Raw genomic sequence first — 12,804 nt, forward strand, 5'->3', positions numbered from 1 at the left:
GCGTTTTATTCGGTTACAAACGGGCGAGCTATTTGAACAGTTCAGGTTTGGCATAATGCAGGCGGCTCCAGTGTTCAGGGCAAGCGTAGTAACTGGCCATCACTAATTCCCGCAACCCGAGATAAGCGGTTTGTAATAGCGCAAAATAACTGTGGCGCCAGGTTTCTAACATATCAGTTAACTCGGCGGGAGAGCGCATCAATAGCGGCGTCATGCTCGAGGTGAGTACCAGTAAACCAAGACGATTTTCGAGCATATCGAGCAGTTCAAATAACTCGGTTTGCTGCTCATCGGGTAACACAGCAATCGACTGTTTGATGGCATCTAAAGTGCGGTTTTGCGCCGCCAACTTATGGATGGCCACATCAGGCAAGGCGCCGTCGAGCATCACAGGCAAAAGCACGCTAAACAACAAACGATAATCTTTGCCTTCGCTGTCCTCGGGCAAACTAAACTCAGGAGAATAGAGATTGACCCCTAAGGCTAACGCCGCCGTACCGGCAAACGCGCCCATCAAAAAGGTTCGTCGCTTCATCTCTATCTCCTAAATATCAATCTAAATGTCGGCCTAAATATCAGCATAAAAAACAATTGTGCTACACTGCCCACGCGTTTATATCCAAGCGACCTCAAAATAAGAATTTCAGCATTTTGAAGTCGCTTGGATATAAATTAAACACACGTTTTAATTTTCAGCAATAGCCGATACCAAGATAAACACCCATGCCAAATTCCTTTATGCCGCCTTGGTGGGCCAAGAGTCCCCATGTACAAACGATTTTACCCGTATTCACTAAAGTGGCCAAACCAGCATTACAGCGGCAGCGCTTAGAGTTGCCCGATGGCGATTTTGTCGATTTAGATTGGCAGGATTTTCCGCAGTCTGGCAAACCTATCGTGGTGATCATCCACGGCTTAGAAGGAAGTGCTCAGTCCCATTATGCGCGGCGGATACTGCAAGCCTGTAAAGAACAGCAACTCGCAGCAGTCGTGCACCATCACAGAAGTTGCTCGGGTGAGGCCAATCGCCTCGCGCGCAGTTATCACAGTGGTGACACGGACGATTTACAGTTTAGTCTATCAACACTGAAAAGCGCGTATCCGCAATCGCCCTTATTAGCCGTAGGTTACAGTTTAGGCGGCAATGTGCTGACTAAGTATCAGGGCGAATATCAGGATGACAGTTTATTAGCTCGCGCAGTGGTTGTCTCGGCGCCGCTGCAATTGTCCGCCTGCGCTAAACGTTTAGAAAATGGTTTTTCGAAGGTATATCAAAGCTATTTAATCAAACAGTTACAGCAAAAAATCAGCCATAAGCTGAACGATCCCGACTTAGCCATCTCTATGCCGCTGAGCCAGTTGCAGGTCGACCGTTTAAATACCTTCTATGGTTTTGACGATAAAGTCACAGCGCCATTGCACGGCTTTGACGGCGTAGACGATTACTATACGCGTGCCAGTGGTTTACCCTTTGTCAGCCGCATTACTAAACCGACGCTTATCATCCATGCCAAGGACGATCCCTTTATGACAGATGAAGTGATCCCCCAGCCAAACCAATTATCGGGTTATGTAGAATACGAACTGCATCCCTATGGCGGTCATGTTGGCTTTATCGAAGGCGGTACACCTTGGAAACCGCGCTTCTATCTTGAGCGACGGATTTTACACTTTTTACTCGGCGATCAAAGTGTTGACCCACTTAGCGTAGACCCCATCAACGGCGACAATATTCTCCAAGGAAGCACCGATGCTCATTCCCTATGAAGCCCTGTTACAACTCCCGAAGGAAACGCTCGCCAATTTGATCCGCGAATATCTCTTCGGTCAAGTGGAGGATGGCAGCTTTGCCAGTCTTGATGAGCAGGAACTGGCGCAGGCGATAGTCCAATGTCAACAAGCACTTAAACAAGGTAAGCTGAAATTAGAGTACAGTGAGGACGATGAGTCCTTCGCGATACGCTCAGCGGATCAAATAGCACAGCAGCAAGATTGACCAGTCCTACCTCTGTACCGTATAAATAGTACTCGCGTTTTTATCGCTTCCCCATAAGCGGCTCTTTTGGTTCCTAGCTAGGTAGAAAAAATGTCAGCAAAACATCCCATTATTGCAGTTACAGGCTCATCAGGCGCGGGAACCACTACGACGACCACCGCCTTTAGCCATATTTTTCGCCAACTAGGGATTAACGCCGCCTTTGTCGAAGGCGACAGCTTTCATCATTTTACCCGCGCTGAAATGGAAGTGATGATCCGCAAATCCCAAGCTGAAAACCGCAACCTCAGCTATTTTGGCCCAGAGGCCAATAACTTTGCCCGCTTGGAACAATGCTTTCGCGATTACAGCGCCACAGGCCAAGGCGAAACCCGCAGCTATTTACACACCTTCGATGAGGCCGTGCCTTTTAACCAAATGCCCGGCACTTTTACCCAATGGCGCCCGCTACCTGAGAATACCGACATGCTCTACTACGAAGGCTTACATGGCGGCGTAGTTACTGGTGATGCCAATGTCGCCCAGCATGTGGACTTGCTGATCGGCATGGTGCCCATAGTCAACTTAGAGTGGATCCAAAAAATTATCCGCGATACTTCGGAGCGTGGCCACAGCCGTGAAAAAGTCATGGGCTCGATTGTGCGCAGTATGGACGACTATATTAAGCACATGACGCCACAGTTCTCCCGCACTCACATTAACTTTCAACGAGTACCGACGGTCGATACCTCTAACCCATTTAGTGCCAAAGATATTCCGAGCTTAGACGAGAGCTTTGTGGTGATCCGCTTCCGCGGTATCAATAATGTCGACTTCCCCTATTACCTCAATATGATCCAAGGTTCATTTATGTCACGGGTCAACACACTCGTCGTCCCCGGCGGCAAAATGTCGCTGGCGATGGAGCTTATCCTCACGCCTTTGATTAAAGATTTGATGGAAAAACGCCAGCAACTCAATACTCCCGAAGCAAACTAAAACTTTGCGAATGGGGGGGCGAATTTAACGAAAGGCTAAGGAAATAAGTCTTTTTTTGCAATAGATTAAGTTTGATTTAAGCCATTAGCGCTAATCTTATCGGCATCGGGATTTCAGGCGAAAGAACGATAGTTGGCATACTCTTGGGAGTTAATTCCCCCATCTTGATCTGTTGATTTCCTTGAGTATGTCAGCAACCTTATCTTAAACTCTAAAGCTTCAGAGTTAATTCCGCATCCATGCTTGATCTGTTGATTTCCTCGGGTATGTCAGCAACTTTTAAATCTTCAGAGTTAATTCCACATCCATGCTTGATCTGTTGATTCCCTCGGGTATGTCAGCAACTTTTTTAACGAAACTATATAAGTTAATTCCTCCATCTTGATCTGTTGATTTCCTTGAGTATGTCAGCAACCTCTTAATAAACAGTTAACTCCATACCTGTGTTTGAGTCAGCCTGTATTTTAAACTGATTTTCTGCGCACGAGATTCTTGTACATCACCCTGCACTCTAAGGCTATGCCTCTAGGCGAGCAGTAGATCGACTCCTCTTCTAAACCTTCACCACCAAAACCACAGTGGCGATAGAAATCCACCGCATTCAAAGTCGATTCCAACCTCAGCTGGGCAATACCTTGATTAAAAGCCATGGTTTCAATAAATTGCAGTAGCGCTTTACCGACCCCAAGCCCCATAGCATCGGGGGAAACAAATAGCGCCTCTATCTGGGCATAGGGTTCATCCAACATAGCAGTGCCAACCACAGTCTTAAGCGCCAACTCGTCAGAGGATAACTCTGCCACATAAAAATGTGCATCGACGATACGGCTAAATTGCTCGGTCAATTCGCCTTCGGTCCAAATAATCAGATCGCCCACATCATAAAATCCGGCGCAGCCTTTATTGATGGCTGCATTGCGGATATCCCAGCAGGCCTGAGCATCCGCTTTCGTTGCTTTTCGTATAGTTATCATCATGTTTACCGATTAAAAACGCTCAGCCATAACATGCCATGAAGCCGCTGAAACGCCAAGTAAACTATTGGCCTAGTATTTCACCCAATTAAAAACCGCCCGTAGGCGGTTTTAATCCAGTCTGCAGAACCTTAATGGATCTTAGCTAACTTATCTGACTTAAGTCTTAGAGCTAAGTGTAGAGCTAGGTTTAGCCTTTGATCAATTCACTAATAGTCAATACGCCGTGGGTCGTTGCACCCGCGCCCCACATAGCAGAAGCAGAATCTTCAAAAGCGCCCGCTAAATCAACGTGTAACCATTTAGCTTCTGGTGAAACAAAGCGCCATAGGAAACCAGCGGCATTAGAAGCCCCACCGGCACCGCCGCCTTTCATTGCGCGGCTGTTGGCTGTGTCAGCATAGGCTGATGGACACATTTCTTTGTGCCAAGGATCCAGCGGCAGCGGCCATACACGCTCGGCAACACTCGTGGCTTTTTGCTGGGCCAGTTGCAACACATCAGTCTGTGGCGAGAAAATCGCGTTGTAGTTAGAACCCACTGCCATCACTGCGGCGCCTGTAAGGGTCGCTGCATCGATAATAAAAGGAGCGCCTGTCGCAGAAGCGGCTTGCAGACCATCGGCCAACACTAGGCGCCCTTCCGCATCTGTGTTCACCACTTCAACTGTCACGCCATTTTTGTAGGTCAAAATATCACCTAACTTATAGGCACGGCCGCTGATCAAGTTTTCAGCACAACATAAGAAGAGTTTAACCCGTTTGTTTAGGCCAGATTTGATTGCTAAACCGAGCGCTGCAGTCACTGTCGCCGCGCCGCCCATGTCGCATTTCATACCTAACATGCCTTCAGAGGCTTTAATGCTGTAACCGCCAGAATCAAAAGTAATCCCTTTACCCACAAGCGCCACAGACACGGGTGCATCGGCGGCTAATGGGTTGAAGTCTAATTCTAACATTGCTGGTGGACGCTCACTGCCGCGGCCCACTGCATGGATACCAATCCACTGTTCTTCCAGCAGCGCTTCGCCTTCGATAATCCGATAGCTCACTTTGTCGCCACCGATTTCAGCCAACCATTTCGCCGCTTGTTGGGCGAGTTTCACTGGCGATAGGTTTTCAGGCGTATCGTTGATCAGTTGACGGGCAAAAGTTGCCACATCGAGTCTGCGCTGCAATTCGGCTTGTACAGCTTCCTCACCACACCAATGGATTTGATAACCAGGTTTTGCCGTCGCGAAACCTTGGGCAAACACCCACTGGCTATTGAGATCCCAAAACTGCCCAGCTAATTCCACACTGCTAATGCCTTGGCTGCGCAGTTTACGGGCCGCCATTTGAATTTGGCGTAGCTCATCGCCACCTGCTAAATGAATTTGCGCACCGTCGGCAGTATAAGTCACATCAGCCTTGCCCCAGTGGGCGGCTGGTGCTTCTTTGGTTAATTGCACTTTCATTAATTCAGTTACTTTTAGTTCACTCATTAGGGATCCTTATTTTTCGATTCGTTTTAGAACAATCAGAACAAACTTTATGGCGGCAGTTTACTGCTAGCAGGCGATGACGCAAAGCGATTGGCTGAAGTTACTCAGGTAAAATCTGTAAACATTTGCGAAATTTGCTAGGCTTTGCGGCCTAGAACAGCCGATATAGGTCTACCGATGGAATTTACACCGCCACTACAACAGGGCATTTTATTGCGCCGCTATAAGCGTTTTCTGGCCGATGTGCAGCTAAGCGATGGCAGTGAGATCACCCTACATTGCCCCAATACCGGCTCTATGCGTAATTGCCTGTATCCCGGTGAAACCGTATGGTTTTCTACCTCTGATAACCCTAAACGTAAATATGCCCATACCTGGGAACTGATGACCACGCCCAATGCTGGCTTAATCGGTATCCACTCGGGTCAGGCCAACACCTTAGCTGAAGAAGCCATCAATAAAGGTATCATTACTGAACTCACGGGTTATGACAGCCTAAGCCGTGAAGTTAAATATGGTGATGAAAATAGTCGCATCGATATCCTGCTACAGGGTGCTCAAAAACCCGCCTGTTATATAGAAGTCAAAAGTTGTACTTTGCTCGAGGATGGCCAAGGTTATTTTCCTGATGCTGTAAGCCAACGCGGTCAAAAACATCTACGTGAATTGATGCACATGGTGAGTCAAGGCCACAGAGCCGTATTGCTATTTGTGGTACAGCACAGTGACATATTCAGTGTTGCACCCGCAGCACATATCGACCCTGAATATGCTAAGTTACTGAAAATAGCTGTGTTAGCTGGAGTGGAAGTCCTTGCCTATCGCTGTGAAATGTCCCCGACTGAGATTCACCTAGCCCAAGCCTGCGATGTACGAGTATGATGTTAAGGCTGAGTTAAATTTGATTTCAGTTGAATTAGCGAACATAGTCAAAAAATTCAATCAAAGCAGAATGAAAAGTTTGCCTCGATGTGAAGATTCTGCTATAGATAGCGGCCGTTCTTAAGGACGCCCTACAAACGCAAATGATTACAGGAGATGCGTTATGCCTGAAGGCACCAAAAAACTTGGCGTACTCGCTATCGCAGGTGTAAATCCTTACCAGGAAAAGCCGGGTGAGGAGTATATGAACGCTAAGCAACTGGGTCACTTCAAGACAATTCTTGAAGCTTGGCGCAATCAGTTGCGTGAAGAGGTCGACCGTACTCTTAGCCACATGCAGGACGAAGCCGCAAACTTTCCCGATCCTGTTGACCGTGCAGCACAAGAAGAAGAGTTCAGCCTCGAACTTCGTGCTCGCGATAGAGAACGTAAGCTGATCAAAAAAATCGAAAAAACACTGCAAAAAATTGAAGAAGACGATTTCGGCTTCTGTGATTCTTGCGGTATCGAAATCGGCATCCGCCGTCTCGAAGCGCGTCCAACAGCCGATCAATGTATCGACTGTAAAACGCTTGCAGAGATCAAAGAGAAACAAATGGCTGGTTAATCAAGCATACTGGGCGGGGATTTCCCCGCCTATTTGTTTCTAACAACTCCTAAGCTCGACGAGCTTAAGCCAAGCTCACTCCAATTTACCCCGATTCGCTTTTATCCTTGTATCCCTCTAAAATACGCCCACTTTGACTGACACTAGCTGCTTACTCAGTACTATGGCGACTTTATCTTCTCCAACTTCAACTCATCGCCCCTATGTCGGCCGTTTTGCGCCTTCGCCTTCGGGTGCCTTGCACTTTGGCTCGCTTATCGCCGCCCTTGGCAGTTATCTGCGTGCGCGCTCGCAACAGGGCAAATGGTTGATTCGCATTGAAGACATCGATCCTCCGCGGGAAGTCAAAGGCGCTGCCGATGATATCTTACACACCTTAGAAGCCTATGGATTTGAGTGGGATGATGTGCCGCTTTATCAGAGCCAGCGCACTAAGGCCTATCAAGCACAAATTGATTCACTACTCGCCCAAGATAAAGCCTATTTCTGCCAATGTAGTCGCAAGCAAATTCAAGCCATGGGCGGTGTCTACGATGGCCGCTGTCACCGCTTGCCACAAACCCAAGCTGCAAATGTGGTTAAGTCTGGGGCGGTGCGGATAGTTAATACCGCGCAAGTGCAACAATTTGACGATAACCTCATGGGGCATATTTGCGTCGATAGCCATTTTGCCGCCGAGGATTTTATTATCAAACGCAGCGATGGCCTGTACGCCTATCAACTGGCCGTAGTGCTCGACGATGCTTATCAAGGGATCACTGAAGTGGTTCGAGGCTGTGACTTAATCGAAGCCAGTTGTCGCCAACTGAGTTTGTATCAAAACTTTGGCTTGGCGGCACCGCAATGGCTTCACTTGCCACTCGCCTGTTTAAGTAAAGGTTTTAAGCTCTCAAAACAAAATCATGCACAGGCAATTGATACGCTTAATCCGCAGTCGAGCCTCAATGCGGCGCTGGCATTTTTAGGCCAACAACCCGTTGAGACCCAAGGTTCTGTGGCGCAAATGCTCGCTCAAGCCGTGGGGCAATTTCAATTATCCACTATACCGCAACAATCTGAGATACTGATCGAGCCCTGATATACTCATTAGGCCGCATTTGGTATATGATAGCCGCCAGATTTTTAATCAAATAACAGATCATATTTCGAGGTGTCCCATTTTTCGCCGTATCAGCCAATTCTGCAAACAGCTATTTGAAGACGCGCCTAAAACGACCGCTCCGACTCCAGCTCAGATTGAACCAACAACGCCTGAACAAAGTTCTGGAGCGTTAAGCTTAGAGTTAGTGCCAAGAGATGCCCATACCATCTCGCGCAAACAAATCAGCGAAAATGCCCTTAAGGTGTTATACAGACTGAATAAATCAGGTTTTAAAGCCTATTTAGTCGGCGGCGGTGTACGCGATTTACTCTTAGGGATTGAACCGAAAGATTTCGACGTAGTGACCAATGCGACACCGGAAGAAATCAAAAAACTGTTCCGCAACTGCCGAGTCGTTGGCCGTCGTTTCCGTCTGGCCCATATCGTTTTCGGCCGCGATGTTATCGAAGTGGCGACCTTTCGTGGTCACCATGGCGAAAGCAATGAGAAAGTTTCCAAAGCCAATGCCGAAGGGCGTTTGCTACGTGATAACGTCTATGGCGAAATCGACGAAGATGCTGAGCGCCGCGACTTTACCGTCAATGCCCTCTATTACGATATCAGCGATTACTCGATCCGCAGCTACGGCGGCGGTATGACAGATCTTAAAGCTGGCACCCTAAGATTAATTGGCGATCCAGAAACCCGTTACCGTGAAGATCCGGTACGTATGTTAAGGGCGGTGCGTTTCGCCACTAAACTCAACATGGGTATCGAAACCGTCACTGCGGCGCCGATTAAACAATTAGCGCCACTGCTAAAAGATATTCCCGCAGCGCGTATGTACGAAGAAGTGCTGAAACTCTTCTTTGCAGGCAAAGCCTTAGCCAACTTCGAACTGATGCAAGAGTACAAGCTATTCGCGCCGCTGTTTCCGCAAGTGGCCGCTCTGCTAAAAGATGATCCTAAAGGCACGACCATGAAAATGGTGCAAGCCATCATGAAGAGCACAGATCAAAGAGTTAACGAAGATAAGCCGGTGACGCCTTCATTCTTCTATGCTGCGCTTCTCTGGTATCCACTGCGTCAACGCGCCGAAGATATTGCCGTTGAAAGTGGCCTGACGTTATACGATGCCTTCTTTGCCGCTATGGGCGATGTGATGGAGCAGCAATGCCAAACCATTAGCATTCCGCGCCGTTTTAGTACACCAGCAAAAGACATTTGGCAGTTGCAGTTACGCTTTGATCGTAGCCAAGGTACTCGTGCTTTTAAACTAATGGAACACCCTAAGTTTAGAGCTGCATACGATTTGCTATTGCTCAGGGGCGAAGTCGAGGCGGGTAATGTCGCTAAGAGTGCCGCTTGGTGGCAACAGTTTGTTGAAGCCGATGAAACGGAACGCTTAGCCATTGCGCGTAGCGGCACTAAATCGCCCAATCGCAACCGTAATGCCACTCAACGTCGTCGCCGTCCTCGCGCGCCGAATGCCGATGGTTCAGCCGCGACGAGCGCACCTAAAACAAGTGGCACGCCAAAAGCGAAAGCGGCTGAATAATGACTCGCGTCTACGTCGCATTAGGCGCAAATCTTGAAGATCCCAAGACGCAATTGGACAATGCCGTCACGGCATTGTCCGCATTAGCCTTAGGCAATAGTCTACTGGTTTCCCCCTATTACCATTCGACGCCCATGGGCGATGTGGTGCAACCCGATTATGTTAATGCGGTGGCCAGTTTCGATACTGATCTTGAGCCATTAGCCTTACTCGATGCGTTGCAGCATATCGAAAACACCCAAGGGCGAGTGCGCCTTGAGCGTTGGGGACCCAGAACCTTAGATCTCGATTTACTCCTGTATGGCAATGAGAACATTGACATACCTAGACTCAAAGTGCCCCACTACGGCATGAAAGAGCGCAGCTTTGTGCTCGTGCCTTTAGCCGCAATCGCACCAAATCTTATTCTGCCATGCAACACTGCAATCGGCAGTCTTATCGATACAAAAATGTTGGCCGAGTTACAACAACTGGGCATTGATCATTGAAGTCCGTCCCCAGTTAGCTTATAACACCACTTCTATTTGGTTTGAAGATCATCCATATGTCTAAAATTACTAGCTCAACCCTGTTGAAATACAAACAGGAAGGTAGAAAATTCACGGCACTGACAGCCTATGATGCCAGTTTTGCCAGCGCGTTCGATAGCGAAGGTGTAGATGTGCTGCTCGTCGGCGATTCTCTAGGAATGGTTCTCCAAGGCCATGACGATACCCTGCCCGTCTCTACGGCTGATATCGCTTACCATACTCGCTGTGTCCGTCGCGGTATCGAACGTGCCCTTCTGATCGCCGATATGCCCTTTATGAGTTACGCCACCCCAGAACAAGCTATGGTTAATGCCACTGAGTTAATGCAGGCTGGCGCGAACATGGTCAAAGTCGAAGGTGGCCACTGGTTACTCGAAACGGTCACTAAGCTCACCGAACGCGGTATTCCCGTGTGTGCTCATTTAGGCTTAACGCCTCAGTCAGTCCATGTATTTGGTGGTTTTAAAGTGCAAGGCCGCGATGCCGAAAATGCCCAGCGCATCCTCGACGAAGCAAAAGCGTTAGAAGCAGCTGGTGCTCAACTATTGGTTGTGGAATGCATTCCAGCGCCACTCGCAGCGGCGATCACTCAAGCCTTAACAATTCCGGTTATTGGGATTGGCGCGGGCGCATCGACCGATGGCCAAATTTTGGTGATGCATGATGTGTTAGGTATTTCAAGTGGTTATATTCCACGTTTCTCGAAAAACTACCTAAAACAAACCGGTGAAATTCGTTCTGCCGTGCGTGCTTATATCGACGAAGTTGCTCAAGGAACATTCCCTGGCGAAGAACACACTTTTAACTAATAACCGATTTATGCAAGGTAAGGCTCAATGATCACTAGCGCCCATATTGATGATATTCGCACCCAAGTGCGTGCATGGCGTGCCAAGGGCGAAACCGTCGCCTTTGTGCCCACCATGGGCAATCTCCATCAGGGACACATTACTTTAGTCAAAGAAGCCGCGAGCAAGTGTGACCATGTGGTGGTCTCAATTTTCGTTAATCCAATGCAATTTGGTCAGAACGAAGATTTAGATGCTTACCCACGCACACTGGCTGCCGACAGCGAAGCCCTCAACGCCGCTGGCGCTGAGCTGTTATTCACCCCGACGCCAGCCGTGATGTATCCCAAGGGTCTAGAGCAGCAAACCTATGTCGAAGTCCCAGGGATTTCCGACGTGCTTTGTGGTGCGAGCCGTCCGGGACATTTTCGTGGTGTTGCGACTATCGTTTGTAAATTGTTTAACATAGTACAGCCCGATGTTGCGCTATTCGGTAATAAAGACTATCAACAGCTGTTAGTGATCAAAACTATGGTTGAAGACTTGTCATTACCGATTGAAATTATCGGTATTGATACCATACGTGAAGACTCAGGCTTAGCCATGAGTTCGCGCAATGGTTACCTCACTGCCGCAGAAAAAGCCGCAGCGCCTGCACTAAAACAAGCCATAGATGCCATGGCCACTGGGATCAAGCAAGGTGAAAGTTTTGAACAAGTGACCGAGCTAGCAAAAGCCAAGTTAATCGCGGCCGGTTTTACGCCGGATTATCTCGAAATTCGCCACGCTCACACGCTAGAACAGGCCCAACATCAGGATCAAGCCTTAGTGATTTTAGCCGCCGCCTATATAGGTAAAGCACGGCTTATCGATAACTTAAGGTTCGATCGCTAATAGTTAGCGTCAATCAATAAAGGGAGCTCTCGCTCCCTTTTTTATGCTTTGAATCTGCCGCGCACCATTAAATTTATCGTTTAGAATCAACCTTAGCGCCAAAAAATTGAATCGTCAAAAAACTGGTTTTATCCCTTAACTTACGCCATAGTATGATGCAGATGTTAGCGATAAGTAAAATCTTGGCCACTACAATAAACACAGTAAATTTGCCCCTTTACTGATATATAGCTAATACTTTAATACCTTAGGTTTAATGGCCCAAAAAACCAACGTCCCATGGGACGAGGGATAAATCACTGATTGAATAGACTTAATGGCGCAAGCATTAAGCTGACTATTTATCGATTGTAATCAAAGAACTAAATCATAATCGCTATGCAAGTGTACAAAGGATTTGTGGCCTAATGGTAAGACTGATACTCACCCTAATCTGTGTTATTTTGCCAAGTGCAGTACAGGCAAATACCATTTATAAATGCCGTAAAGATGACAAAATTGTCTTTAGCCAAACCGCTTGCCCGCAGGAGTTTAGTCAACATAAAATCGAATATCAGTTGGGGATCACCACGGAAGTCGACTCAGATAAAAGGGACATTCCAGTCGATCCCCTGCAAGCGCTACTGAATCGCCAAACCATTTCTAAAGAAAAATTGCTGCAATTACTCGATGGCGAAATCTATCGACTTAAACAGGAGAACAGCTATTTTGAAATTCTGCGCGCCAGTGAATTACAAAAACTAGAGCGTAAACGTTATTGGCAAAATAAAGAAAAAAGCGATCCTGAATACATCAACGAAATGGACGATATCAATACTCGCTTCAATGCGCTGACTGTGAACAATAACAGCGCAATGCAGCAACTGAAGGATAGAAAAAGCCAGATCAGTGCAGAGGTCTCCCCTGAAGAATCGAAGGAGCCAGAGAAACACTGATCTCATATAAAAGGTTAGTGCTCAGCTTGTCACTCATTCACCAAGGAATTCGACCACTATGGTTGAATTTTTTAACTCATAAAACCGCTCACTAAAAT

14 protein-coding genes are annotated in these 12,804 nt (G+C 47.6%); 11 read left to right on the plus strand and 3 right to left on the minus strand.

Annotated elements, in window-relative coordinates; genetic code table 11:
- Positions 1-28: 28 nt before the first annotated feature.
- The gene (locus tag Q4Q57_RS03090; protein WP_259483494.1) at positions 29-535 is read right to left on the minus strand and encodes a TAT leader-containing periplasmic protein; all 507 of its coding nucleotides are present in this window, start codon (positions 533-535) and stop codon (positions 29-31) included.
- Between the two features lie 188 nt (positions 536-723).
- Between Q4Q57_RS03090 and Q4Q57_RS03095 the strand changes: the two genes are divergently transcribed.
- The 3 genes from Q4Q57_RS03095 (at position 724) to Q4Q57_RS03105 (ending at position 2,974) form a co-directional block, all read left to right on the plus strand.
- Complete coding sequence (locus tag Q4Q57_RS03095; protein ID WP_311889704.1) at positions 724-1,767, plus strand: hydrolase; 1,044 nt, start codon at positions 724-726, stop codon at positions 1,765-1,767.
- Positions 1,751-1,996, plus strand: a complete 246-nt coding sequence (locus tag Q4Q57_RS03100) for a YheU family protein (protein WP_311889706.1) — start codon at positions 1,751-1,753, stop codon at positions 1,994-1,996. The genes Q4Q57_RS03095 and Q4Q57_RS03100 overlap by 17 nt, the downstream gene beginning before the upstream one ends.
- 90 nt (positions 1,997-2,086) lie before the next feature.
- Positions 2,087-2,974: a phosphoribulokinase gene (locus tag Q4Q57_RS03105; RefSeq protein WP_006082963.1), complete on the plus strand. Its 888-nt coding sequence runs from the start codon at positions 2,087-2,089 to the stop codon at positions 2,972-2,974.
- Positions 2,975-3,438: 464 nt separating this feature from the next.
- Here the strand turns inward: Q4Q57_RS03105 and Q4Q57_RS03110 are convergent, their stop codons facing one another.
- Both Q4Q57_RS03110 and pepB read right to left on the minus strand, forming a co-directional pair.
- Positions 3,439-3,948: a GNAT family N-acetyltransferase gene (locus Q4Q57_RS03110; RefSeq protein ID WP_220775939.1), complete on the minus strand. Its 510-nt coding sequence runs from the start codon at positions 3,946-3,948 to the stop codon at positions 3,439-3,441.
- 190 nt (positions 3,949-4,138) lie between these two features.
- Entirely contained in the window at positions 4,139-5,431 is a 1,293-nt protein-coding gene (gene pepB / locus Q4Q57_RS03115; protein WP_311889709.1) for an aminopeptidase PepB, read from the minus strand.
- Positions 5,432-5,608: 177 nt separating this feature from the next.
- Between pepB and sfsA the strand changes: the two genes are divergently transcribed.
- From sfsA to Q4Q57_RS03155, 8 genes are all read left to right on the plus strand, one after another.
- Positions 5,609-6,313, plus strand: a complete 705-nt coding sequence (sfsA, locus tag Q4Q57_RS03120) for a DNA/RNA nuclease SfsA (protein WP_311889710.1) — start codon at positions 5,609-5,611, stop codon at positions 6,311-6,313.
- 163 nt (positions 6,314-6,476) lie between these two features.
- Entirely contained in the window at positions 6,477-6,920 is a 444-nt protein-coding gene (gene dksA, locus Q4Q57_RS03125; RefSeq protein ID WP_006082967.1) for an RNA polymerase-binding protein DksA, read from the plus strand.
- A gap of 163 nt (positions 6,921-7,083) precedes the next feature.
- On the plus strand, positions 7,084-7,998 hold the full coding sequence (gene gluQRS, locus Q4Q57_RS03130) for a tRNA glutamyl-Q(34) synthetase GluQRS (protein WP_311889740.1): 915 nt from the start codon (positions 7,084-7,086) through the stop codon (positions 7,996-7,998).
- Between the two features lie 19 nt (positions 7,999-8,017).
- Positions 8,018-9,559, plus strand: coding sequence for a polynucleotide adenylyltransferase PcnB (locus Q4Q57_RS03135; RefSeq protein ID WP_311889711.1), 1,542 nt, complete (start codon positions 8,018-8,020; stop codon positions 9,557-9,559).
- On the plus strand, positions 9,559-10,047 hold the full coding sequence (folK, locus tag Q4Q57_RS03140) for a 2-amino-4-hydroxy-6-hydroxymethyldihydropteridine diphosphokinase (protein WP_311889712.1): 489 nt from the start codon (positions 9,559-9,561) through the stop codon (positions 10,045-10,047). Before Q4Q57_RS03135 ends, folK begins: the two co-directional genes overlap by 1 nt.
- A gap of 56 nt (positions 10,048-10,103) precedes the next feature.
- Positions 10,104-10,898, plus strand: a complete 795-nt coding sequence (gene panB, locus Q4Q57_RS03145) for a 3-methyl-2-oxobutanoate hydroxymethyltransferase (protein ID WP_006082971.1) — start codon at positions 10,104-10,106, stop codon at positions 10,896-10,898.
- A gap of 27 nt (positions 10,899-10,925) precedes the next feature.
- Positions 10,926-11,771 (plus strand): pantoate--beta-alanine ligase, encoded by an 846-nt coding sequence (gene panC / locus Q4Q57_RS03150; RefSeq protein WP_311889713.1) that lies wholly within the window; start codon positions 10,926-10,928, stop codon positions 11,769-11,771.
- Between the two features lie 407 nt (positions 11,772-12,178).
- On the plus strand, positions 12,179-12,706 hold the full coding sequence (locus tag Q4Q57_RS03155) for a hypothetical protein (RefSeq protein WP_107946593.1): 528 nt from the start codon (positions 12,179-12,181) through the stop codon (positions 12,704-12,706).
- Positions 12,707-12,804 lie beyond the last annotated feature (98 nt).

It is taken from the genome of Shewanella sp. SP2S2-6, from assembly GCF_031931965.1.
In the GTDB taxonomy this organism is placed as follows: domain Bacteria; phylum Pseudomonadota; class Gammaproteobacteria; order Enterobacterales; family Shewanellaceae; genus Shewanella; species Shewanella baltica.